20 protein-coding genes and 1 riboswitch are annotated in these 22,461 nt (G+C 69.4%); of the genes, 6 read left to right on the top strand and 14 right to left on the bottom strand.

The annotated features are described in order from the left end of the window. Nucleotides 1-26: 26 nt before the first annotated feature. Nucleotides 27-953 (bottom strand): methylenetetrahydrofolate reductase [NAD(P)H], encoded by a 927-nt coding sequence (gene metF / locus ACFWU2_RS15300; protein WP_378608041.1) that lies wholly within the window; start codon nucleotides 951-953, stop codon nucleotides 27-29. Nucleotides 954-1,164: 211 nt separating this feature from the next. Between metF and ACFWU2_RS15295 the strand changes: the two genes are divergently transcribed. From ACFWU2_RS15295 to ACFWU2_RS15280, 4 genes are all read left to right on the top strand, one after another. Further along, entirely contained in the window at nucleotides 1,165-2,238 is a 1,074-nt protein-coding gene (locus tag ACFWU2_RS15295; protein WP_378607622.1) for a polyprenyl synthetase family protein, read from the top strand. Then, a complete protein-coding gene (crtI, locus tag ACFWU2_RS15290; protein WP_378607620.1) occupies nucleotides 2,238-3,812 on the top strand; it encodes a phytoene desaturase family protein in 1,575 nt (524 codons plus the stop codon). Before ACFWU2_RS15295 ends, crtI begins: the two co-directional genes overlap by 1 nt. Before the next feature lie 92 nt (nucleotides 3,813-3,904). Next, the gene (locus tag ACFWU2_RS15285) at nucleotides 3,905-5,557 is read left to right on the top strand and encodes an alpha-(1->6)-mannopyranosyltransferase A (protein WP_378607618.1); all 1,653 of its coding nucleotides are present in this window, start codon (nucleotides 3,905-3,907) and stop codon (nucleotides 5,555-5,557) included. An 8-nt stretch (nucleotides 5,558-5,565) separates the two neighbouring features. After that, nucleotides 5,566-6,534 carry a phytoene/squalene synthase family protein gene (locus ACFWU2_RS15280; RefSeq protein ID WP_378607616.1) on the top strand — a complete coding sequence of 323 codons (969 nt, stop codon included), beginning with the start codon at nucleotides 5,566-5,568 and terminating at the stop codon, nucleotides 6,532-6,534. On the opposite strand, the gene ACFWU2_RS15275 is transcribed toward ACFWU2_RS15280, so the two are convergent. Further along, nucleotides 6,503-6,874, bottom strand: a complete 372-nt coding sequence (locus ACFWU2_RS15275) for an Rv2175c family DNA-binding protein (protein ID WP_378607614.1) — start codon at nucleotides 6,872-6,874, stop codon at nucleotides 6,503-6,505. The genes ACFWU2_RS15280 and ACFWU2_RS15275 overlap by 32 nt on opposite strands. Nucleotides 6,875-7,074: 200 nt before the next feature. On the opposite strand from ACFWU2_RS15275, the gene pknB reads away from it, so the two are divergent. Then, nucleotides 7,075-9,129, top strand: a complete 2,055-nt coding sequence (pknB, locus tag ACFWU2_RS15270; protein ID WP_378607612.1) for a Stk1 family PASTA domain-containing Ser/Thr kinase — start codon at nucleotides 7,075-7,077, stop codon at nucleotides 9,127-9,129. 40 nt (nucleotides 9,130-9,169) lie between these two features. Here pknB and ACFWU2_RS15265 read toward each other — a convergent pair whose 3' ends face one another. The 12 genes from ACFWU2_RS15265 to ACFWU2_RS15210 form a co-directional block, all read right to left on the bottom strand. Continuing rightward, the gene (locus ACFWU2_RS15265; protein ID WP_378607610.1) at nucleotides 9,170-10,555 is read right to left on the bottom strand and encodes a class II 3-deoxy-7-phosphoheptulonate synthase; all 1,386 of its coding nucleotides are present in this window, start codon (nucleotides 10,553-10,555) and stop codon (nucleotides 9,170-9,172) included. A 55-nt stretch (nucleotides 10,556-10,610) separates the two neighbouring features. Further along, on the bottom strand, nucleotides 10,611-11,102 hold the full coding sequence (locus ACFWU2_RS15260; protein ID WP_378607608.1) for a polyadenylate-specific 3'-exoribonuclease AS: 492 nt from the start codon (nucleotides 11,100-11,102) through the stop codon (nucleotides 10,611-10,613). A 55-nt stretch (nucleotides 11,103-11,157) separates the two neighbouring features. Beyond that, complete coding sequence (locus ACFWU2_RS15255; RefSeq protein WP_378608039.1) at nucleotides 11,158-11,907, bottom strand: lysophospholipid acyltransferase family protein; 750 nt, start codon at nucleotides 11,905-11,907, stop codon at nucleotides 11,158-11,160. A 150-nt stretch (nucleotides 11,908-12,057) separates the two neighbouring features. Then, complete coding sequence (locus ACFWU2_RS15250; protein WP_378607606.1) at nucleotides 12,058-13,038, bottom strand: ROK family protein; 981 nt, start codon at nucleotides 13,036-13,038, stop codon at nucleotides 12,058-12,060. A 17-nt stretch (nucleotides 13,039-13,055) separates the two neighbouring features. Continuing rightward, nucleotides 13,056-13,469: a hypothetical protein gene (locus ACFWU2_RS15245; protein WP_378607604.1), complete on the bottom strand. Its 414-nt coding sequence runs from the start codon at nucleotides 13,467-13,469 to the stop codon at nucleotides 13,056-13,058. After that, nucleotides 13,466-14,656: an ArsA family ATPase gene (locus tag ACFWU2_RS15240; protein WP_378607602.1), complete on the bottom strand. Its 1,191-nt coding sequence runs from the start codon at nucleotides 14,654-14,656 to the stop codon at nucleotides 13,466-13,468. Before ACFWU2_RS15240 ends, ACFWU2_RS15245 begins: the two co-directional genes overlap by 4 nt. Nucleotides 14,657-14,688: 32 nt before the next feature. Beyond that, nucleotides 14,689-15,126 carry an SRPBCC family protein gene (locus ACFWU2_RS15235; protein ID WP_378607599.1) on the bottom strand — a complete coding sequence of 146 codons (438 nt, stop codon included), beginning with the start codon at nucleotides 15,124-15,126 and terminating at the stop codon, nucleotides 14,689-14,691. 92 nt (nucleotides 15,127-15,218) lie between these two features. Continuing rightward, nucleotides 15,219-15,608 carry a polyketide cyclase / dehydrase and lipid transport gene (locus ACFWU2_RS15230; RefSeq protein ID WP_378607597.1) on the bottom strand — a complete coding sequence of 130 codons (390 nt, stop codon included), beginning with the start codon at nucleotides 15,606-15,608 and terminating at the stop codon, nucleotides 15,219-15,221. A 10-nt stretch (nucleotides 15,609-15,618) separates the two neighbouring features. Beyond that, nucleotides 15,619-16,815 (bottom strand): glycosyltransferase family 4 protein, encoded by a 1,197-nt coding sequence (locus ACFWU2_RS15225; RefSeq protein WP_378607595.1) that lies wholly within the window; start codon nucleotides 16,813-16,815, stop codon nucleotides 15,619-15,621. A 48-nt stretch (nucleotides 16,816-16,863) separates the two neighbouring features. After that, nucleotides 16,864-18,201, bottom strand: a complete 1,338-nt coding sequence (locus ACFWU2_RS15220) for a hypothetical protein (RefSeq protein WP_378607593.1) — start codon at nucleotides 18,199-18,201, stop codon at nucleotides 16,864-16,866. 30 nt (nucleotides 18,202-18,231) lie between these two features. Next, complete coding sequence (locus ACFWU2_RS15215) at nucleotides 18,232-19,278, bottom strand: NlpC/P60 family protein (RefSeq protein ID WP_378607591.1); 1,047 nt, start codon at nucleotides 19,276-19,278, stop codon at nucleotides 18,232-18,234. 144 nt (nucleotides 19,279-19,422) lie between these two features. After that, a complete protein-coding gene (locus ACFWU2_RS15210) occupies nucleotides 19,423-19,998 on the bottom strand; it encodes a C40 family peptidase (protein ID WP_378607589.1) in 576 nt (191 codons plus the stop codon). A gap of 14 nt (nucleotides 19,999-20,012) precedes the next feature. Then, nucleotides 20,013-20,175, bottom strand: a riboswitch (cyclic di-AMP (ydaO/yuaA leader). Nucleotides 20,176-20,682: 507 nt separating this feature from the next. On the opposite strand from ACFWU2_RS15210, the gene ACFWU2_RS15205 reads away from it, so the two are divergent. Beyond that, nucleotides 20,683-22,434, top strand: a complete 1,752-nt coding sequence (locus tag ACFWU2_RS15205; protein WP_378607587.1) for a DEDD exonuclease domain-containing protein — start codon at nucleotides 20,683-20,685, stop codon at nucleotides 22,432-22,434. The last annotated feature ends 27 nt before the right edge of the window (nucleotides 22,435-22,461 follow it).

Here is a 22,461-nt window from a genome sequence, read left to right as displayed (position 1 = left end):
CGGGCCGTGATCGGACGGGCCGGGTATCAGACGGGCTGCCCGGCCGGCACGGAGGAACGGACCTCGATCCCGAGCCGCGAGAGCACCTCGCTGGTCGCCCGGGCGAAGTTCAGCGTGATGAAGTGCAGGCAGGGTGCGCCTTCCGCGATCAGCCGCTCGCACATCTCGGTCGCGACCTCGATGCCGACCTCGCGCACGGCGGCGCGATCCTCTTCGGGCCCGTCTCCGGCCGCGCGGACCAACCGCTCCTCGAGCGCAGTGGGCAGCTTCGAACCCGACAGTTCGAGGCTCCGGCGAGCCGAGCGCAGCGACGTGATCGGCATGATCTCCGGAATGATCGGCTTGGCCGCCTGTTCGGGATCGCACGCGGCGACCCGGTCGCGCAGTCGCAGATAGTGCTCGACATCGAAGAACATCTGCGTGATGGAGTACTCGGCACCCGCGCGCAACTTCTGTACGAGGTAACGGGTGTCGTGGTCGAGGTCCGGCGAGCGGTGATGACCTTCCGGGAACGAAGCCACTCCGACGTGGAAGTCGCCGAGATCGCGCACCAGTCGCACGAGTTCGTCGGCGTGCTCGAGACCGTCGGGGTGCTTCTCCCATTCCCCGAGCGGATTTCCCGGCGGGTCGCCGCGCAACGCGAGAATGTTGGTGATGCCGCGGTCGGCGTAGGCACCGACCATCGCGCGGATCTCGTCGACGCTGTGTCCGACCGCGGTGAGGTGGGCGACGGGGAGCATCGTGGTTTCTTCGGCCAGGTCGCCGGTGACGCGAACGGTACGGTCTCGGGTCGATCCGCCGGCGCCGTACGTCATGGAGACGAAGGCGGGGCCGAGCCGCTCGAACGCGCGCACGGCTCGCCACAGTCGTGCCTCGGCGTCGGCATCCCGGGGCGGCGAGAACTCGACCGAGAACGGAATCCTGCCGGACCGTGTGGCACCGAGACGGTCCACGATGGATGGGGTGCGGGACTCTCCGCTGTCCTCGGTCGCCCTGACCAGATCGTTTTCCACGCGTTCAGCATAAGGCGCGGGCATTCGCGTCCGGTCTGCGGCGACCCCTGCGGGGGCCGGTTAGGGTGGACCGAGGTGCCGGGACCGTGGTCGTCCGGCGGTGCCGTGCACATCGACCAGGAGGTTTGTCCTGTCCACCGGAGCCGATCCCGTGCCCGCCCCCTCACTCCCCGGACTCGTCGAGGACGCCCTGCGGCAGTTCTTCGCCACCCGCGCCGAACTGGTCGACTCGGTCGGCGGTGGATACCGCGACGCCGTGGCGACACTCCAGTCGTTCGTGCTGCGCGGCGGAAAGCGGGTCCGGCCGTCGTTCGCCTGGACCGGCTGGCTCGGGGCCGGCGGCGATCCGGCCGGACCCGACGCGGACGCCGTGCTGCGCGCGTGCTCGGCCCTCGAATTGGTGCAGGCCGGTGCGCTCGTCCACGACGACATCATCGACGCGTCGACCACCCGCCGGGGCTTTCCGACCGTGCACGTCGAGTTCGCGAGCGGGCACCGCAACGCCGGGTGGCAGGGTTCGCCGGAGCAATTCGGTGAGGCCGCTGCCATCCTGGTCGGCGACCTCGCTCTCGTCTGGGCCGACGACATGCTGCGGGAGTCGGGACTCTCCGCCGAGCAACTCGCACGGGTGACGCCGGTGTGGTCGGCGATGCGGACCGAAGTCCTCGGTGGCCAGTACCTCGACATCGTCGGTGAGGTCGCGTCGGACGAGACGGTCGAGTCCGCGACGCGTGTGAACCGGTACAAGACCGCGGCGTACACGATCGAGCGCCCGCTGCACATCGGTGCGGTGCTCGCCGGCGCCGACGACGACCTGATCGCCGCCTATCGCCGGTTCGGCACCGACATCGGTTTGGCATTCCAGCTTCGCGACGACCTGCTGGGAGTCTTCGGCGACCCCGCCGTCACCGGTAAGCCGTCGGGAGACGACCTCCGGTCCGGCAAGCGCACCGTACTGCTCGCACTTGCGCTCGAGTCCGCGGACGCGACCGACCCGGCTGTCGCTCGAGCGCTGCGCGAGGCGATCGGCGCCGACCTCACGGACGATCAGGTCGAGGAGATCCGCGGCGTGCTCGTCGATCTCGGCGCAGTCGACAAGGTCGAGCAGCGGATCACGGCTCTCACCGAAAGCGCGTTCGAGGCTCTCGACGCGTCCGGCGCCACCGAGGAGGGCAAAGCGCGGTTACGCGCGTCGGCGGTCGCCGCGACGCGACGCGCCGCCTGATGACCGGCACGCGCATCGTGCCCGGCGCACACCGGGTGGTCGTGGTCGGTGCGGGCCTCGCCGGCCTCGCGGCCGCCCTGCACCTCCGTGGTGCCGGGAAAGAGGTCACCGTCCTCGAGCGCGCCGACAGCGTCGGGGGCCGCGTCGGGACCTACACCGGCCCGGGCTACGAAATCGACAACGGCGCAACGGTGCTGACGATGCCGGAACTGATCGTCGACGCACTCGCCGCGGTGGGCGCCGACGCCGGTTCCGTGGATCCGCCACTGCATACGAGCCGGCTCTCCCCCGCCTATCACGCCCGGTTCGACGACGGCAGCACCCTCGACGTCCACTCGGACCCGGACGCGATGACCGCCGAGATCACGCGAGTGTGCGGCGCCGAGGAAGCGCAGCGGTATCTGCGCCTGCGCGCGTGGCTCGCAGACATCTTCGACGCGGAGTACGACCGCTTCATGGACGCGAATTTCGATTCGCCGCTCGACCTCGTCTCCTCTCCGGCCGCCGTCCGCGACCTGCTGCGCCTGCTCCGGATCGGCGGGTTCGGCCGGCTCGGCACTCAGGTGGGCCGCCGGGTCACCGACCCGCGGCTGCGGCGGGTCTTCACGTTCCAGTCGCTCTACGCGGGGGTCGCTCCCGCGCAGGCACTCGCGGTGTACGGAGCGATCGCACATATGGACACCACACTCGGTGTGTACACCGTCGAGGGTGGGATGCGCCGGATCGCCCGGGCGATGGCCGGAGCATTCGTCGGTGCGGGTGGGCACCTGCACCTCGGCAGCGAGGTCACGGCGCTCGACGTCGACGCCGGACGTGTCACAGCGGTATCCACGGCGGAAGGTGACCGTTACGAATGCGACGCCGTGGTGCTCACGCCGGGCTCGCCCGTGGTGGACCGCCTGCTGCCCGCGCGCCGGCGCCGGCGGACGCTGGCCGCACCGTCGGCCGTCGTGCTGCACGGCACCGTTCCCACCGCGGTCTCCGGCGCGTGGAACGCCCGGCATCACCACGTCATCGATTTCGGTGGCGCGTGGGAGCGCACGTTCGCCGAGATCACCCGGCCGCGGGGTCGTGGACGGCTGATGTCGGATCCGTCTCTGCTCATCACCCGGCCTGCACTGTCCGATCCGGGACAGTTGCTGGAGCGCGACGGTATCGAACACGAACCGCTCTCGGTGCTCGCACCGTGCCCGAATCTCGACAGCGCGCCGTTCGACTGGTCGGCGCTGTCCGGCCCGTACCGCCGGGAACTGCTCGCGGTCCTGGAGTCGCGCGGCTACCTCGGCGTCGCGAACGAGTTCCGGATCGACCACGTCGACACCCCGGCCACGTGGCACGCCCGGGGCATGATCGCCGGAAGCCCGTTCGCCGCGGCGCACGTGTTCCGCCAGACGGGGCCGTTCCGTCGTCGCAATGTCGATCCTCGGTTCCCGAATGTGGTGCTGGCAGGGTCGGATACGGTTCCCGGAGTCGGTGTTCCCACTGTGCTCATGTCCGGACGTCTGGCCGCCGAACGGCTCGGCGTCCCGCGGACCCGACGGACTAGGGAGCCGGGGACACCACGCCTCCACTAAACTGTCACCGTTCGTCAGCACCTGTTCGTCAACATCGTTCGTCAGACCCTGCGCTCCGCGCCGGCACCGCTTCCGGGGAGGAACCCACACCCATGTCGTCCCCCGCCGCCCCAGACGCCGACCCGCAGGACCGATCGGCGGCGGATTCGGCAGCATCCCCACCCCCTGACGTCCCCGTCTCTGACGTCCGCGACTCGCAGAACCGGGTGGCGAACGGCCGAACGTCGGCCGGCAGGGTCACAGCGTTCCTTCGGAGCCCCGCCGGCAATGCGGCCCTCCTCGGGACGTGCGGTTCGGTACTGATGACGTTCGGTAGCTTCGGCGCCGGTAGCGTCCGCCGGCAGGACCCGCTTCTCGAAGAGATGTTCCTGTCGTGGCTGCGGTTCGGCCACGGGCAACTGCTGTCGATGATCATTCTCTGGGTCGGCGTGCTGATCATGATCGGCGCGTGGGTCCGCGTCGGCCGCGCGACACTCGCCGGCACGGTCGGCCTCCGCGACCTGTGGACCGTGTTGCCCGCCTGGACCGCACCGCTCCTCGTGGCCACGCCGATGTTCAGTCGGGACGCATATTCGTATCTGGCGCAGGGCGCGATGCTGCGGGCCGGTTTCGATCCGTACACCGACGGCCCGGTGGTCAACCCGGGCGTCCTGCTCGACAACGTGAGCAACGTATGGACGACGACGACCACGCCGTACGGTCCGGTGCATCTGCTGCTCGGTTCCGGTATCACGGCCATCACCGGCGACAACGTCGTGTCGGGCACCTGGTTGTGGCGGGTGACGATGCTGCCGGGCCTGTTCCTCATGGCCTGGGCCGTGCCCCGCCTCGCACGCCGCATGGGCGGCAACCCGGCGATCGCCCTGTGGCTCGCGGTACTCAATCCCCTCGTGCTCATCCACCTCGTCGGTGGCGTCCACAACGAACTGCTCATGGTCGGCCTGATGACGGCGGGTATCGTGCTCGTCCTCCAAGGCCGTCATGTCGGCGGCATCGGCCTGGTGTCGGCGGGCGCCGCGATCAAGGCCACCGCCGGGATCGCGCTGCCGTTCCTGGTCTGGGTGTGGATGATCCACGAACGCGACCGGGCGCTCGCCGAGGGGCGCGAACCGGCGGCCCCGGTGCGGCTGTTCTTCAAGGCGGCGGGCGCCGGATTCGCAGTGTTCGTGGCGGTCTTCGGTGGTGCCTCACTCCTCGCAGGCGTGGGTATCGGCTGGCTCACGGCCCTGTCCGGATCCTCGAAGATCATCAACTGGCTCTCGCTGCCTACGATGGTGGCGCACGTGGGCACCTGGATCACGCCGTGGCGACTCGGGTCGATCCTCGATGTCACCCGAATGCTGTGTGCCCTCGCGCTCGTCGCGATCCTCGTGTGGGCATGGTGGCGATTCCGCCGCACCGAACGCGACGCCGTGCTGGGCATCGTCGTGGCGCTCACCGCCGTGACGTTGCTCTCCCCCGCGGCGCTGCCCTGGTACTACTCGTGGCCGCTCGCGGTGGCCGCAGCCTTCGCCATGTCGGATCGCACCCTGATGATCCTGGTCGCCCTGTCCACCTGGCTCATGTTGGTCTTCAACCCCGACGGTTCGATCGGCATGTACAACATCGCGCACGTGGCGCTCGCGGTGGTGGCAGCCGTCATCGCCGCTCGGTCGCTGACCACGCGCGACCCGCTACGCCTGAGTTCCCGGTCCCGCACCGCACAGGTCGACGGTCCCGGCTCCGCACCTGTCGGCGGGGCCTGATCACCGGAGTGTTCGATCCGCAGGTCCCCCGACCACGCCACGACGACCTCGACGCGGCGTTCGCACACTGTGCTCGTCTCACCGCGGAGCACGGGCGCACGTACCACCTCGCGGCGCGGCTGCTCCCGTCCTCGCAACGACGCGCGATCCATGCCCTGTACGGGTTCGCGCGGGTGGTCGACGACCTCGTCGACGTCACCGCGGTCGACGATCCGGTCGAGGCCGCGCGCGGGCTCGCCACCACTGAGCACCGGTTCCGGGCCGCTCTCGCCGGAGAACCCGGCCGGCCCGACGAACTGGGCCTCGTGCTGCGTGCTCTCACCGAGACGGTGCGCCGATACGACGTTCCGATCGCCCATTTCGAGGCGTTCCTCCGATCCATGCGCATGGATGTCCCCGGTACGCCCGAGCACCGCAGCCACTACCGCGACCTGGCCGAGTTGCACGACTACATGTACGGCTCCGCCGTGGTGATCGGTCTCGAACTGCTCCCGGTGTTCGGGGTGGACGATCCGGACGCGGTGCCGCATGCCTCCGCGCTCGGCACGGCATTCCAGCTCACGAACTTCATCCGCGACGTCGGTGAGGATCTCGACCGTGGCCGTCTCTACCTTCCGGTCGAGCTGTGGGCCTCGTTCGGGGTAGATGTCGAACTGCTGCGGGAGGGCCGACGCACCGGCACGGTGGATCCCCGCGTCCGGCGGGCTCTGGCCCACGCGGTCGCGCTGGCCCGGGCCGAATACCGCAAGGCCGAGCCGGGGCTGGATCTGCTACCCGGCCGGGTGCGACCGGGTATCCGTGCCGCTTTCGTGCTCTACGGGCGAATACTCGACGAGGTCGAGGCGAGCGGCTTCCGGGTTCTGGACCGGCGGGTGACGGTCCCGCGGCGCACCCGCGCGGCGGTCGCGCTCACGCAGTTCGTCGCGGGATCGGTCGGAGCGTCCGTCAGATGGCGGCAGCCTGAGCGCGCCGCATGACCTCGCGCGCCGAGTCGGTGTGCAGCGCGGCGATCGGGCAGCCACCCGGCAGCGAATCGTCGTCCTGGAAGAGCCACTCGAGGATCTCCTCGTCGTGGAATCCACCGTCGTGGAGCAGGGCGAGAAGCCCGCGAAGCTGCGGGAGCACCTGCCGGTCTTCACCGAAGAACGCCTTGGGTACCACGGGGACGCGGTTGCGCTTGAAGGCGAGCAACTGCCGGTCGCGCAGCATCTGATGCACGCGGACGATCGGGACATCGAGGCGTTTTGCCACGTCGACGAGCTGATAGACCGATATGGAGGGGTCGAGGACGTCGTCGCAATAGGGAATCGAACTCACTGCTCCACGGTATCGTCGCCTACCCGCAGCCATCTACGCGGCTGCCGCTTTTGTGGGCTGGCTACCATCTACGGAGGACGAGATCGGCTTCCGCGCAGGCGACGACGTACTCCGTCTCGCCGGCACCACGGCAGTCGCGTCCAGTGCCGGTTGTCGATGTTCCACACCGATGTTCCACACCAGAGACGGGAGTACACCGGGTGACCGCTGGAGGCGACCGAATGGTCGGCGTCGTGCTCGATCGGCGCTATCGCATCGAATCGCGGATTGCGCGCGGCGGGATGTCCACGGTCTACCGCGCGACAGATCTGCGGCTCGATCGTCCGGTCGCGGTGAAGGTCATGGATCCGCAGTTCGCCGCCGATCCGCAGTTCCTCGCGCGCTTCGAGTTCGAGGCGCGCGCCGTCGCACGACTGAACCACCCCGGTCTCGTCGCCGTGTACGACCAGGGCCAGGACGGTGACCATGTTTTCCTGGTCATGGAACTGGTCGAAGGCGGCACGCTGCGCGAACTGCTCCGCGAACGCGGACCGATGCCGCCGCACGCCGCCGCTGCCGTCGCCGCGCCCGTCCTCGGAGCGCTGGCCGTCGCCCACCGCGCGGGTCTCGTGCACCGCGACGTCAAACCCGAGAACGTCCTCATCTCCGAGGCGGGAGAGGTGAAGATCGCCGACTTCGGTCTGGTCCGGGCGGTCGCGGCGGCCACCACCACCTCGCGCAGCGTCATCCTCGGCACGGCGGCGTACCTGTCTCCCGAACAGGTCACCGCCGGGAGTGCGGACGCCCGGAGCGACGTCTACTCCGCCGGCGTCCTCGTGTTCGAGATGCTCACCGGACGCACGCCCTTCTCGGGCGACACGTCACTGTCCGTGGCGTACCAGCGCGTCGAGAAGGACGTGCCCGATCCGGGCTCCTGGATCGACGGGGTGCCAGAGGAATTCGACGAGTTGGTGCGGCGCGCCACCGAACGCGAGCCCGGCGAACGGTTCGACGACGCCGAGGCGATGGCCCGCGCCCTCAACGACGCGTGTGAAGCGCTCGACCTTCCCCGTTACCGTGTCCCGGCTCCTCGCCGGTCGGCTCTCGCGACGAGCGCGGTGCCCGCGGCCTCACCTCCTGCCGCAGTCGAAGGTCCGGCGTCCCGGGCAGAACCTGCGACGACGGTGATCTCGTCGCCGGAATCGACGTCGTCGCACGCTCCCACCGCCGTCTACCCGGCCGGACCCGAGCAGCGCGCCCCCGCAGATCCCGGCGCGGTACCGCAGGCCGAGCTGCATCCCACCCGCACGATGCACACCAAGGTCGTCACGCAGCCGCATCCTCGCTCCGACCCGGAGCAGCCTGCACCGCAGCCCGATTACGTACACGAGCATCACCGGCACCGGCGCTCGGTGGTCGGGTGGATCGCGGCGATTCTCGTACTCGCACTGTTCATGGGCATCGCGGGATGGTGGCTCGGCGCCGGCCGGCTCACCGACGTACCGACGGTCAACGGACTGGACCGCGCGGCCGCGGTCTCCGCGATCGAGGCGGCGGGGCTGACGGCCGAGGTTCGCGGCGAGTATTCCGACGACATCCCGCCCGAGACGGTGCTGGGCACCGATCCCCCGACGGGCTCCCGTGTCCCGGACGGCAACTCCGTGGCGCTACTGGTCTCGCTGGGGCCGCCCACGGTGCCGAACGTCGCCGGATCAGGTGAGCTGTCGGTCGTCGAGGACGAATTGCGCCGGCGCACGTTCGAGCCCGTGGACGGCGGAAGCGCCTTCAGCACGACAGTCCCCGAGGGTGGTGTCGCGGCGCTCGATCCGGCACCCGGGACAGTCCTGCCCGTCGGATCGCAGGTCAAAGTCGTGGTGAGCAAGGGCTCCCCGCCGGTGGAACTGCCCGATCTCACCGGACGAACCGTCGACGACGCCCGGCGCATCCTCGACGAAGCCGGCCTGACGGTGCAGGACGTGCGGGAAGTGTTCGACCCCGAGGTCGACGGCGGTCGCGTCGCGGGCACCGATCCGGAGGCGGGTACCGAAGTCCGCGCGGGCAGCACTCTGACATTGCTGGTGTCCAACGCCGTCAAGGTGCCGTCGATGCTCGGACGGTCGGTCGGTTCGGCACGGGACGAGCTGCGGGAACTGGGGTTCGACGTGTCGGTGCGGCAGGTCGCCGACTCCGACCGCTCGGTGGTGATCGCTCAGAGCCCGGGTGCGAACGGTCGCGCCGAAGAGGGCAGCACGATCACACTGACCGCGCTGCCCTGATCGGCTCCGCCACCGGCGGAGTGATGTCCCAGGCGGAGGGCTAGCCCCGCAGCATCTCGGCGACGAGGAACGCCAGTTCGATCGACTGCTGGGTGTTGAGCCGGGGGTCGCACGCCGTTTCGTACCGACCGTGCAGGTCGAGGTCGGAGATGTCCTGGGCACCGCCGAGGCACTCGGTGACGTTCTCGCCGGTGAGTTCGATGTGGATGCCGCCGGGGTGGGTGCCGAGCGCGCGGTGCACCTCGAAGAAGCCCTGCACCTCGTCGACGATGCGGTCGAAGTGGCGGGTCTTGTACCCGGTCGATGCCTCGTGGGTGTTGCCGTGCATCGGATCGCACTGCCAGATCACCTTGTGGCCGGTGGCCTCGACGGCCGCGACGATACCGGGCAGCACCTCCCGAACCTTCCCGTGACCCATACGGGAGATCAACGTCAGGCGACCGGGCTTGTTGGTGGGGTCGAGGCGCTCGACGTATTCGGCGGCCATCTCGGGTGTGGTCGACGGGCCGATCTTCAGGCCGATCGGGTTCGACAGCAGTTCGGCGAACGCGATGTGCGCTCCGTCGAGCTGACGGGTGCGGTCGCCGATCCACAGGAAGTGGGCCGACAGGTCGTACAGACGCGGTTCGTCACCGGAGGTGTCGAGACGCAACATCGCGCGCTCGTAGTCGAGGACGAGTGCCTCGTGGCTGGCGAAGATGGTCGCGGCCCGCAGGTTGGGGTCGACCACGCCGCAGGCATCCATGAAGCGCAGGCCGCGGTCGATCTCGGAGGCGAGTGCCTCGTACCGGGCGCCGGCCGGCGACGACGCCACGAAGGCGCGGTTCCAGTCGTGCACGCGGTGCAGGTCGGCTTCACCGGCGGCGGTGGCGGCGCGCACCAGGTTCATCGCGGCACTCGCGTTGGCGTAGGCGCGTACCAGCCGCGACGGGTCGTGCGCGCGCACACTCTCTTCGGCGACGAGAGAGTTGATCATGTCGCCGCGGTAGGACTTCAGGCCCAGCGCATCCGTGTCGGACGAGCGAGGCTTGGCGTACTGACCGGCGATTCGCGCGACCTTGACCACCGGCGTCGATGCGCCGTAGGTGAGCACGACGGCCATCTGCAGCAGCGTGCGGATGTTGCCCCTGATATGCGGTTCGGTGTTGTCGGCGAACGTTTCCGCGCAGTCACCTCCCTGCAGGAGGAACGCCTCACCGCGCGCGACGGCCGCGAGCTGGCGCTGCAGCTCCTCGACCTCGCTCGGCACGGTGATCGGGGGCACGCTCTCGAGCACGGTCCGCATCGCGGCCGCCTGATCTTCCGGCCAGCTCGGTTGTTGCAACGCCGGCTTGGCGAGCGCCGCGTCGAGTTGGTCGCGCAGCTCCGCCGGAAGTGGAGGCAGTTCGGGCAAGCGGTCGATCGGCACGTCCACAGTCCAGTTCACAGAACCAGGATATGACCCGGCGCGTTCTGCCGTGCGATCACCCCGGATCGCAGTGTCACCGGGAGCGGCGGGCGACCTCGATCGCTTCGAACTTCGCGAGGTTGTGGCGGGCGTCGGCGAGCGCGTCGTGGTTGTCGTCGGGCACCCGGGGCAACGGGGGCCGGCCTGAGTATTCCCAGTGTTGCCGGAGTTCGCGCGTGTACCGCGGGAGTACCTCCGGCAGTTCCGGCATGGTTCCCCACAATTGCACCAGCACGACGTGGTCGTACGCGCCGATCCACGCCCAGAGTTCGGGTTGGACGCCCGGCCTGGGAACGAGGAACTTCAGCAGGTCGTCGCGGATCCGCTCGCGCGAACGCCACGCGGGATGCGACCGAGGAGGCAGCTTCGGAAGAACATTGCGGCGCACCCACTCCCCGGCCCGGTCGGGATCGAACTCCGTTGACACCGCGTAGAACTCGCGGCCGTCTTCGCAGGCGACACCGATCGATACGAGTTCGATGGTTCGACCGTCCTCGATGAACTCGCAGTCGTAGAAGTAGCGCACGCACTCACATTATGCCGGTGGGACCGTCGAGCGTGCCCGCGGGGTCGCGGCGCGATCAGCCCGCTTGGGTGTCGGGCAGGCGATCCGCCGTCGGAGTCTGGACGGCAGCCTTCCCGTCCGCGATGTCCTGGGGCTTCGGCTCCTTGAGGGAGGCCGCATAGATGTCGACGTACTCCTGGCCCGACAACTGCATGAGCGCGTACATGACTTCGTCGGTGACGGTGCGCTCGACGAACCGGTTGCCGCCCATGCCTTCGAAACGCGAGAAGTCGATGGGCTTACCGATGCGTACGGTGACCTTCGCCGGACGCCATATCTTGGATCCGATGGGGTTCATCTGGTCGGTCCCGATCATCGCGACCGGAATGACGGGGACGCCGGTCTCGAGCGCGAGCCGGGCGAGGCCGGTTTTGCCTTTGTACAGACGACCGTCGGGCGAGCGGGTGCCCTCCGGGTAGATCCCGAGGAGTTTCTGCTGACCGAGGACACGGGTGCCGGCCGCGAGAGCGTCCTGCGCGGCATCGGCGCTGGTGCGGTCGATGGGCACCTGGCCGGCCGCGGAGAAGAACCAGCGCTGGAAGCGACCCTTGAGGCCCGTGCCGGTGAAGTACTCACTCTTGGCGAGGAAGGTGATCCGCCGCCGAACCAGCAGGGGAAGGTAGAACGAGTCGAGGACGGCTCGGTGATTACTCGCCAGGATGGCCGGACCGTTGACGGGAATATGTTCGCCGCCTTCGAATTTCGGGCGTCCCATCAGCAAGAGCAGCGGGCCCAGCAGAACGTACTTCAACAGCCAGTACCACATGGCATCCTTCCCCGACATAGATCGGTCCCCGACATAGATCGGTGCGGGCAGCACAACCGGCCCGTCGGTCGACTCTACGACGATGCGCCCACCACACGCACATCGGCCACGTGCCCGGCCCCACGCAACGCCGCCGAGGTGACACGGATCTCACCCCTCGATGGCCGCCCGCGCGAGGTCCGCCGCCCCGACGAGCCCGGCCGCGTCGCCGAGCTGGGTCACGCGGACCCGCGCGAGAGGCCGATGTCCGGCACCGGTGGTCGCGGCGGCGTAGCGCTCTCGGGCGTCGTCGAGGAACAACGACGCCGAACCGGACACCCCACCTCCGACCACAATGATTTCGGGGTCGTAGATGTCGGCCACCATCGCCAGTCCCAACCCCAGCCAACGAGCGAACTCGGCGATCGCGGCCACCGCGAGCGGGTCGCCGTCCTGTGCGGCGCCGGCGATCCGGCGCCCGGTCAGCGAACCGGGATCGGCGTCGACATGTGCCGCGAGCTGAGACCTGCCGGGGTCCGCGGCGAGCATCTCTACCGCGGTATCGACGAGTGCTGTTCCACTGCAGTATCTTTCCCAGCACCCACGCTTGCCGCACGGGCACGGCCGCCCGTCCGGCACTACCTGGAGATGACCGAGTTCCGGCGCGACGCCGTAGGCCCCGCGGTACAGCCGACCGTCGATGAGCAGGGCGGCACCGATCCCGGTTCCGAGCGCGACGACCACCGCAACTCTGCTCCCTGCCGCCGCCCCGAACCGATATTCGGCCCACGCCGCGGCGTTGGCGTCGTGCTCGAGCACCACGGGCAGCCCGAATCTCTCGGAGAGCGTCGCCCCGACCGGGGCACCGACCCACGGGAGATGCGGAGCGAATCGGACGGTCGTGCAGTCGGCCGTGAGGAAACCCGCGACCGCAAGACCGACCGCAGCGACGTCGTTACGTTCGGCGAGGTGCCGTACGACGCGGTGCAGGGCGTCCTCGAGCACGGGGGCCGACCCGGGAGTCTGTGCTCGCACCGAATCCACCACTTCACCGGCACGGTTCACCACCGCTGCGCGGATGCTGGTGCCGCCCACGTCGATTCCGATCGTGTGGCGGTCGGATGAATCGCGCTGCCGCAGGTCCGGGTTCATACCTACAGCCTGCGGCGTCAGGGGCGGATGGTGACGGAAATCGGCACGAATCCCCCGCCGTTGTCGCGAGGCTCAGGCGGCGTCGGATCCGTGGGCGCCGACGGGTCGGGCCGTCCCGGGAGATACCGCTCGAGCAGTTCGCGTACCAGAGCGATCAACGCCGCGAGTTGGGATGCGAGGAGCGTGAGCAACTCGTGGTTCTCCCCGCGGAACAGCGCCACCACCGCGCACACCGGGCACCAGGAACACCCGGTGGTCGCCGGTCGCCCGGATTCGCCTGCGTCGGCGTGCGCACCGGGCTCCTCCGGAACCGGTCCCGAGACGTCGCCGCGACCGGCAAGTTGTTCGGCCACGCCGTCCAAGTAGTCGAGGACCGTGTCGGCCAGGACCCGCAGGTCGGCGAGGAGAGCGTCGTGGTCGTTGTTGCTCACTGCGGCCACACCGCCGGGTCGGGCACGAAGTGCACGAGCAGATCGGTGCCGTCGAACTCCGCGTCGGAGACCGTGCATCTGCGCAGCACCGAGGCGAGGTGCACCCGACGGCGGATGCCGTCGGCACCGACCACAAGGTGGTCGTCGACTCGGCCCAATGTCAGCGACGCCGGATCCGCCAGCGGCAGATACATCCGCATCGCATACACCGCGTCCACCCCCGTCCCCGACTCGTGCTGTACGCGAATCCGTTCCATGCCGTCCCGAAGGGTGGCCGGATCGCGGAGATCCCGGAGATCGGTCGCCAGGTCTCCGAGAGACGCCCACCCTACCGGTTCTTCGTCGCGTTGCTCACACCCGACCACCGGCACCTCGGTGACGATCGAGGTCATTTCGTCGAGCACGGCCAGTTGGTCGGCACGCCGGCGCGCGAGCCACCGCGCGGCCGGGCCGTCGCCGTCGAACGCCGGCACGATCCCGTTGGCGATCACGGCCTCGAGGGTCAGGCCGATCAGGGCGGCCCACGAGCGGAGCCGGACCATCTCCGCACGACCCGCACGGTCGGGAGTGGAGACGAGCACGGCGGTGGTCCTGTCCGGGTTCTCGAACAGGTCGCGGGTGGCGGCAATCCCCGAGAGAACCCGGTCGAACAACGCCACCACGACCGTCAGGCGCGGGTCCGGCCCGATCGCCGCCTCGACGCGGCTGTGCTGCGGCCAGATGCGATCCATATAGTCCGAGATCGTGCGCGGCGCCGCGAGCATGCGCACCGCGTCCGCCGATGCGGGGGCGTCCACGATCACGGTGTGCCAGCGTCCGCTGTCGGCCAAGCGCGCCACCTCCGAGAGGGCGAGCAGTTCCTCCACCCCGGGAAGGCCGGTGAGTTCTTCGGGCGCGGGCAGAGCGAAGCGGTCGCCGTGCTCATGGCCCGCGGCGATCGACGCCAGTGACGCCAGGCTCGCGAAGCGTTGCTCGAGCAACGCGAGCGAATCGATCTCGATCAGGTCGACCCCGTCCCCTGCCGAGCGCACACCGTCACCGGGGGCAACGTCGAGGACACCGGCCAGCGAATGCGCCTGGTCGATGGAGGCGATCAGCACCGGTGCCCCGGTGCGGGCGATGCCGAGCGCGGTCGCCGCGGCCAGCGTGGTCTTGCCTGCTCCGCCCTTGCCGAAGAACACACGCACGCGCGCGGGGGTGGTGGCCTCGCTCGAGGTGCTCAGCCCTCCACCTGCTTCTTCAGTTCCTTGAGCGCGGTGTCGGTGATGACCTTCTCCGCCTTGCGCTTGAACAGTCCGATCATCGGGATGTTGACGTCCACGGTGAGCTGGTAGTCGACGACCGTTCCGCCGTCCGGGGTGTCGTTGAGAACGTACGAGCCGGACTGCGCCTTCTGGATCTCTCCGGATTCGAGTTCCCAGCTCACGGCGCGGCCGTCTTCGGCCCACTGGTATCGCAGGACGTAGGTGTCCTTCACGATTCCGGCGTCGAGCACGAAGCGGACCCGGTCCGCGAGACCATCAGGCCTGGTGCTCAGTACCTCGACGGTTTTGGCGGCTTCGACCCATGTGGGGTAGGCGGCGAAGTCGGCGATGACAGCCATGACCCGATCGGCCGGCGCATCGATGGTGATCGACCTCTTGGTCTTATCGGCCATGCGATGAATGCTCCCTTTCGTCCGTCCACCCGACACAGCGCGCTCGGCGCCGTCGCCCGTTGTCTATCACACCGTATCCGGCGGCTCCGCCGTCAGAGGCGCGGGGATTCGCCCGCCGGACGACCTGCCTCGAGGCGTGCCTTCACCTCGAACGCCATCTTCTTTCCCGCGACGCGCCGCTCGCGGGTGATGCCGGCGATGTTCACCGATGCGATGCGCGACGGTGCGACACCCGTCGGTTCACAGTGCAGAAAGTAGTGGACGACGGCTCCGTCGAGAACCGGTTCGATCCACACTTCCATCGTTCCGTTCAGCGGGCCCGCGACGGCCCATCGGATGCCCTTCTCGGCTCGGTCCTCCCGGACCGTGAGCGCGAGCTCGGGCCACCACTCGCGCCATCGCGCGGGCGACGCCAGGGCGGTCGCGATCCGTTCCGGGGGTGCGGCGATGAAGGTTTGGTCCGCCACCTGAATGCTGCTCACGGGGACAGCTTCACATACCCGCCGACGGTGTCCGTCCGTCGCCCCGCCGATCGGGATCCGTCGCCGAAGGCACGGGCTCCACCTCGAGGAATCGGCGCAGCTTTGCGCCCAGCACGTCCCATCGCCACTCGGTCGACACCCATTCGCGTCCCGCCGCGCCCATCGCCGCGGCGCGGTCCCGGTCGGCGAGGATTCCACTGACGGCCGTCGCGATCGCGGTCACCGACGTGCCGTCGACGACGAATCCGGTCTCCCCGTCCCGCACGGTTTCGGGAGCGCCCCCGGACCGCCCCGCAACCACAGGGACACCGGTCGCGGACGCTTCGAGGTACACGATGCCGAGTCCTTCGACATCCAGTCCGCCTCCCCGGGTCCGGCACGGCATGGCGAACACGTCGGCGATGGTGTGATGGGCCGCGAGTTCGGCAGCGGGGACGCCACCGGTGAAGACGACATGGTCGGTGACACCGGTGCGGTGTGCGAGGTCGCGGAGCCGGTCCTCGTAGGGTCCACCACCGACGATCACGAGCACCGCGCCGTCGATCCGGCGCCGGATCTCGGGCAGGGCGCGGATCAGCATGTCCTGGCCTTTGCGCGGGACGAGCCGCGACAGGCACAGCACCGTCGGGCGGTCGCCGAGCCGGTAGCGGGCGCGCAACTCGGCGCGTGCGACCGGGTCCGGGCAGAAAACGTCGGTGTCCACTCCCGACGGGAGGTGTTCGAGTGCGGCATGCGGGCCGAATGCCGACGCGAATCGGCTGCGCGTGTAGCGGCTCACATAGGTGATGGTGTCGGTGTGGTCGCCGATCCGGCGTAGGGCCTGACGTCCGCCCGGCACCATCGACCAGCCGACTTCGTGGCCGTGAGTACTCGCGATCACGCGCTCCGCCCCGGCTCGTCGCAAGGCGGGAGCCATCAGCGCCAGCGGTGCGGATGCTCCGAACCACACGCTCTCGCAGCCGTACTCGGATACCAGGCGCGCTGCGCGTCGAGCGACGTCCGGGGTGGGGAGCATCAGCGTCGTCGGATGCCGCACCACCTCGTACCGCTGCTGCGCGTCGAACTTCACGTGACTGTCCCCGCGCCAGCGAGGTGCGTAGACAACGAGATCCTCGGGACGCAACTGCCCGGTGAACGCCTGCAGGTACGACTGGATACCGCCGGGTCGGGGCGGAAAGTCATTCGTGACCAGCAGAGTTCGCGACATGGCTACACCGTAGCGATGCCCGGGCCGAGTCCGGGTGGACGGGTGGGTTCAGCCCACGGTGAGTCGTTCGGAGACCCAGTCGCCCCACCGGCCCACAAAGTCGTCGGTCCCGAGTCCCACGACCTCCCGGAGCGCGTCGTCGACCTCGTCCGGCTCGGCCGGTCCCGTCGCGAGCGCTCGGTACAGCGACGTCAACCGGTCGGCGCCGAACTCGTCGGCGGTGAACGCCGCCACGGACCACGCCTTCTCGTAGGCGCTGCGTGCGCCCTCACCTGCTGTGAACTCGGAATCGTCGGGTAGTGCCCGGGGTAGGCCGTTGCGGAGAGAATCCGCGACGAGAGTCGGTGCGATCCGGCGAAGGTCGTTCGCGGTGACGCCGCCCGCGAAGTCCGTGCCCGTTCCGCGGTACCCGATGTAGTCGGCATAACCCTCGAGGATCCACAGCGGGGAGCCGTCGACCGTCTCGGTCCGGGTGGCGATGTGCACCATCTCGTGCCGCAGCAGGGCGCGCAGACCCTGAGCGGTCAGGCGTTCCCCCGCATCCGGAGCGAAGACGATCCGCTGTCCGGTCGCGGTGTCCATTCCGGGCCGGACGGCGTCCGAGACCGCGACGGCTGCGATTTCCTCCCCGTCGTGGCGGGTTCCCACCTGGTGTGTGAATTCCTCCCGCGATCCCGTCGCGACGACGAGGGCGCGCCGGGACCATTCCTCTCCCCACACGTCGGAGACGGCGTCGACCGCGGAGTCGAGTTCGGTCGCCGTCGCCTCGATGAGGTCGCGGCGGTCGGTGGGCCCTATCACCAGCGAACTGCCTCCGGAGGTCGCGACCTCCGCGACATGGAGCGGTCCGTGGTCCCACGGGCCGCGCCACGTCACTGCTCCGGGAATCACGGGCGCATCGTCTGCGAGCAGCCATCCGCCGGACCGCTCGACGAACAACGCCGTGACGGGACGGCGGGTCGGTTCCTCGTCGACACCGTCGACCGCGTAGCGGAGATAGACGATGTGCGCACGCACCGGGTCCGCGCCGAACGCTGCGGTGAGGGTCGTGGGTACGTCGAGGTCCGGTTCGGGTCCCAGCTCGTATCCGAAATCGGCGAGGGGCACCGCCCGGAGCGACTCCGCGCGCAGCGTTTCGGCCTCGAGCAGTGTTGTGGCGGCCGGGTCGATCACCGTCGCCAGCGCGGCGCGGTCGGCGCGGCGCACCGCATCCGCCCAGCGATCGACCAGCGACTGCAGTTCGGTGCGGGTCGTCTGCTCGGTGTCGGCCGAGTCCGCGGGCGCGACGACGAGGAGCACACCGGCAGTGACGACAGCGAGAACGAGCCCGGCCAAGCCGAGACGTTCCCACCGCCGATCACGGTTTGTCGACGCAGGCGCAGGCACGGCGGCCAGTGTAAGGGGCCGCCCGCGCGGTCAGTACCGGCGTGCGCTGTGGAAGGGGAAGCTGGCCATCGACTGCACCTTGACGGGTACACCGAACGTAGAGGCGTGCACGATGTTGCCGTCACCCGCGTAGAGGCCCACGTGGGAGGCATCGTCGTAGAAGATCACCACGTCGCCGGGCTGAAGGTTGTCGCGCGAGACGGGGATGCCGCCCTGCGCCTGGGCCTGGCTCGAGCGCGGCAGGGTCTTGCCCACCTGGTTGTACGCCCACACGACGAGTCCCGAGCAGTCGAACTGGTTCGGTCCGGTTGCGCCCCATACGTACGGGTCGCCGATCCGGGTCATGGCAGCGCGGAGCGCGCCCCCACCGGTGCCGGGAACGAGGTGCTGGAGGATCGTGTCGGCGTCGAGACCGGGCGGGAACGGAGTGCCTGCGAGCACTTCCTTTTCCTGGTCGCTCAGCGCGTCGAAGGCGTCGAGGACGCCGGCGATATCGGCTTCGAGTTCGGCCTTGCGGCGCTGCAGATCGTCCCGGAGTACCTGTGCCTCCTCGGCCGCGACCGCGGCGGCTTCCGCCGATCGCTCCGACGAGGCGGCCACTTCGGCGGCCGCGGCCGTGGCGACCTTGAATCGTTCGACGTCGCGGGCCGTCTGGGCGCCGAGGACGTCGAGCAGCACCATCTGGTCGAGCATCTGCTGCGGCGAGTCACTGACCATCAGGGCGAAGAGCCGGTTGGTGCGGGCCCCCCGGTAGTTCGCCTGCGTGAGTTTGTCCACGGTGGGCTTGAACCGGGCGACCTCGGCGCGCGCCAGGTCCAGCGCGTCGCGGTCCTCGGCGGCAACCGCCTCGGTGGCCTGCTGGTCGGCGATCTTCTTCTCGAGGTCCAGCCCGGCGTTGTGAAGGGCTTCGGTGGTCTGTTCGGACCGACGGGACAGGTCCGCCAGATGTTCGAGCTTTGCCGTGGGGCTGTCGTCCACCGGCTGCGCCCCCGCGGGCGAGAGGGAGACGGCCAACGCCATCAAGACCGCAACCGCCAACACCGCACGAATTGCCTGCTTCGTCCTATCGGAAACCACGAAGGCGCATCCTTTCCAAAGGTCTCGATGAGGTTACGGAATGGCATACGTTTGTGTCTACCCGGTGGTAGCGACCCGGACTACGACGTGAGGGTGGGTCCGGCCTGAGCCGGACCCACCCTCACGTAGCTGCATACCGACGGATCAGAAGCGGCGTGCTCCGTCGACCGGCATCGAGTCGAGCGGTGCGATCTTCACCGGCTGGCTCGAGGTGGACGCGTGCACGATGTTGCCGCCACCGACGTAGATCCCGGTGTGGCTTCCGCCGTAGAACGACACGACGTCGCCCGGCATCAGGTCGGAGATGTTCACGGCCTGACCGGCGGATGCCTGGTCGTAGCTGGTGCGGGGAACGTTCAGTCCGGCCTGCTGGTAGGCCCACTGCACGAGACCGGAGCAGTCGAACGAGCTCGGGCCGGCGGCGCCGTACACGTAGGGGGACCCGATCTTGCTCTGGGCGGCGTCGGCTGCACGCTGGCCGACCGAGGTGAACGGGGCGGTGTATGCCGCAGGCGCGGGGGCGTTTCCGGCCTGCTGGGGGATCAGGTTGGCGACCTCGGGCGGCAGGGTGACACCGGCCGGGAGGTCGAAGGATCCGACTCCGGGGATGTTGACGGTGTCCGCCGTGGCGGGGCCGGCCGAGACGGTGACTGCGCCGAGCGCGATGGCTCCGGCGACGAGCGCGCGCCGAACGGTGCGCTTGTTGTTCTGCGAAACCACGAGGGGGGTGCTCCATTTCTTCCGTTCGCCCGCCGACCGAGTTAGCTGACGGGTTCGGGCCGGAAGTCAGCCCTACCCTTCGCCGGCGAGCGGCTGAAGGGATTCACCCCAGGTACTAAGTGGGTCCCCGGCTCGGATCCTCCGTGACTGGAGCCTCCGATTAGGCGGTGACCGAGCGGCTCCGACACGGGAGTGGGCCGGAAAAACACTCCGCTTGGTCTCGAGAAGGTTACGAAACGGCAACGGAGAAGTCGAGTGCCTTCCGTGAGCATTGTCCCTTTTGGTTTAATTTCGGTCACTTTTGCGCCCGGTGCTCCCCTTCGATAACGAAGCAATAACGACCGGTCTGCTTTACTTCGCGCGCCGTGCGCGACACGACGAGTTCTACCCCGGTGCCGACGACGTCCGCGCGGACGCTTTCCCAGGTCCGCGGCCCGATCCCGGGGACGGGCGTACCCGCACGCAGCGACGCTCCGACACCGCTCCAGCGCCGGGCCGATCGGTATGTTTCGAGGTAGTCGAACGTCCTTGTATCCCAAACCGAAAGACCCCTGTGACGCTCGTCTCTCGCACCCGTACGCGCGCCCGCCGACGTCGTTTTCCGAGGTGAGGTCACGGCCCGGGCACGGGGCTGTGGCGGAGGGGCCGGCGGCCGTGTCGGTGCCGATTCCTAGGCTCGGCCGCATGACGTCGCCGCCACGGTTCACCGAATCCGGGCCCGGAGTCCAGCTCGGCTTCGACGAATTGGACACCCCGCTCCGAGACACCACCTTCGTCGTCGTCGACTTGGAAACCACCGGCGGGCGGGCAGGCGACGACGCGATCACCGAGATCGGCGCGGTCAAGATCCGCGGCGGAGAGGTCCTCGGCGAGTTCGCGACGCTGGTGGACCCGGGGCGTGCGATCCCGCCGCACATCGTGCAGCTCACCGGCATCACCACCGCGATGGTGTACGCCGCGCCGAAGATCGACGAGGTGCTGCCGGCGTTTCTCGAGTTCGCCGCGGGTTCGGTACTCGTCGCCCACAACGCCGGATTCGACGTCGGTTTCCTCAAAGCCGCGACCGCCCGGTGCGGCGCGGCGTGGCCACGTTTCCCGGTGGTCTGCACAGTCAAACTGGCGCGTCGCGTCCTCGGCCGCGACGAGGCGCCCTCGGTGAAACTCTCGGCACTCGCCCAGCTCTTCCGCGTCTCGACGCAGCCGACACACCGCGCGCTCGACGACGCCCGCGCCACCGTGGACGTCCTGCACGCGCTCATCGAGCGCGTCGGCAATCTGGGCGTCCACAGTCTCACCGAGCTCCGGGACTACATCCCGGCCGTCACCAGCGAACAACGGGCCAAGCGCACGCTCGCCGCGCACCTGCCCCGGCGACCGGGTGTCTACATGTTCCGCGGACCGTCGGACGAAGTGCTCTACGTCGGCACCGCCGTCGATCTCCACCGCCGGGTGCGCTCCTACTTCACCGGGTCGGAGACGCGCCCCCGGCTGCGCGAAATGGTCGCGGTGACCACCCGCATCGACCACGTCGAGTGCGCCCACGGCCTCGAAGCGGGTGTGCGTGAACTCCGGTTGCTCGCAGCCCATGCGCCGCCCTACAACCGCCGCTCGAAGTACCCCACCCGTGGGTGGTGGATCGTGCTCACGGACGACCCGTTCCCGCGTTTCGCGGTCAGCCGCACCCCTGCCGCCGACGCGATCGGGCCGTTCTCGGCACGCACAGCAGCGTCCGAGGTTTCGACCCACCTCGCCGAGCTGTGCGGGATCCGCACCTGCACCCGCCGGATCGGCCGTACCGGCAAGCACGGGGACCGGTGCCTGCCCGAGGCCGTGGGTGCGTGTGCAGCCGCGACCTTCGGAGTTCAGGACGCGGCCGCGTACTCGCGACAGGTCGAACGTGCCCGCGCCGTGATCCGGGGTGGCGACGACAAGGTTCTCCACGACCTGCACGGCCGGCTCGACCGGCTCGTCCTCGACGAACTGTTCGAGAACGCGGCACGTCTGCGCGACCGCGCGGCCGGCACGCTGCTGGCCCTGCGACGCACCCAGCGACTCGCCGCGCTCGCCGCGGTGGACGAACTCGTCGCGGCCCGTCCACGCGACGAGGGCGGGTGGGAGTTCGCGGTCGTGCGGGCGGGAAGACTCGCGTCCGCCGGGGTCGCGCCCCGGGGGGTGCCGCCGATGCCGGTCGTGGACGCCATCGTCGCGTCTGCGGAGACGGTCCGGCCGGCTCCGGGGCCGTTCCGGGGCGCCTCGCCCGAAGAACTGGGCCTGGTGGCACGCTGGCTGGACTCCGGGGGTGTCCGTATCGTCCGCACCAGCCACGGGTGGTGCGAACCGGCTCTCGGCGCCGGTCGCTGGAGCGGATGGGCCGAGAAAGCACGTGACGCCCGCGCGGTATCCGCCGTGGCGCCCGACGAGCGAACGACCACATAGTCTGATGGAACCCGAGGAAGGCAAGGA

Source organism: Rhodococcus sp. NPDC058639, assembly GCF_042717545.1.
GTDB lineage: Bacteria > Actinomycetota > Actinomycetes > Mycobacteriales > Mycobacteriaceae > Rhodococcus.
Note: the sequence above shows the minus strand (reverse complement) of the source record. Positions and strands in the feature narration are given on the sequence as shown.

Coding starts and splice junctions, on each gene's coding strand:
- crtI (WP_378607620.1), top strand. CDS start 2,238: ATGACCGGCACGCGCATCGTGCCCGGCGCACACCGGGTGGTCGTGGTC.
- ACFWU2_RS15285 (WP_378607618.1), top strand. CDS start 3,905: ATGTCGTCCCCCGCCGCCCCAGACGCCGACCCGCAGGACCGATCGGCG.
- ACFWU2_RS15255 (WP_378608039.1), bottom strand. CDS start 11,907: ATGTGGTACTGGCTGTTGAAGTACGTTCTGCTGGGCCCGCTGCTCTTG.
- ACFWU2_RS15250 (WP_378607606.1), bottom strand. CDS start 13,038: ATGAACCCGGACCTGCGGCAGCGCGATTCATCCGACCGCCACACGATC.
- ACFWU2_RS15235 (WP_378607599.1), bottom strand. CDS start 15,126: ATGGCCGATAAGACCAAGAGGTCGATCACCATCGATGCGCCGGCCGAT.
- ACFWU2_RS15225 (WP_378607595.1), bottom strand. CDS start 16,815: ATGTCGCGAACTCTGCTGGTCACGAATGACTTTCCGCCCCGACCCGGC.
- ACFWU2_RS15205 (WP_378607587.1), top strand. CDS start 20,683: ATGACGTCGCCGCCACGGTTCACCGAATCCGGGCCCGGAGTCCAGCTC.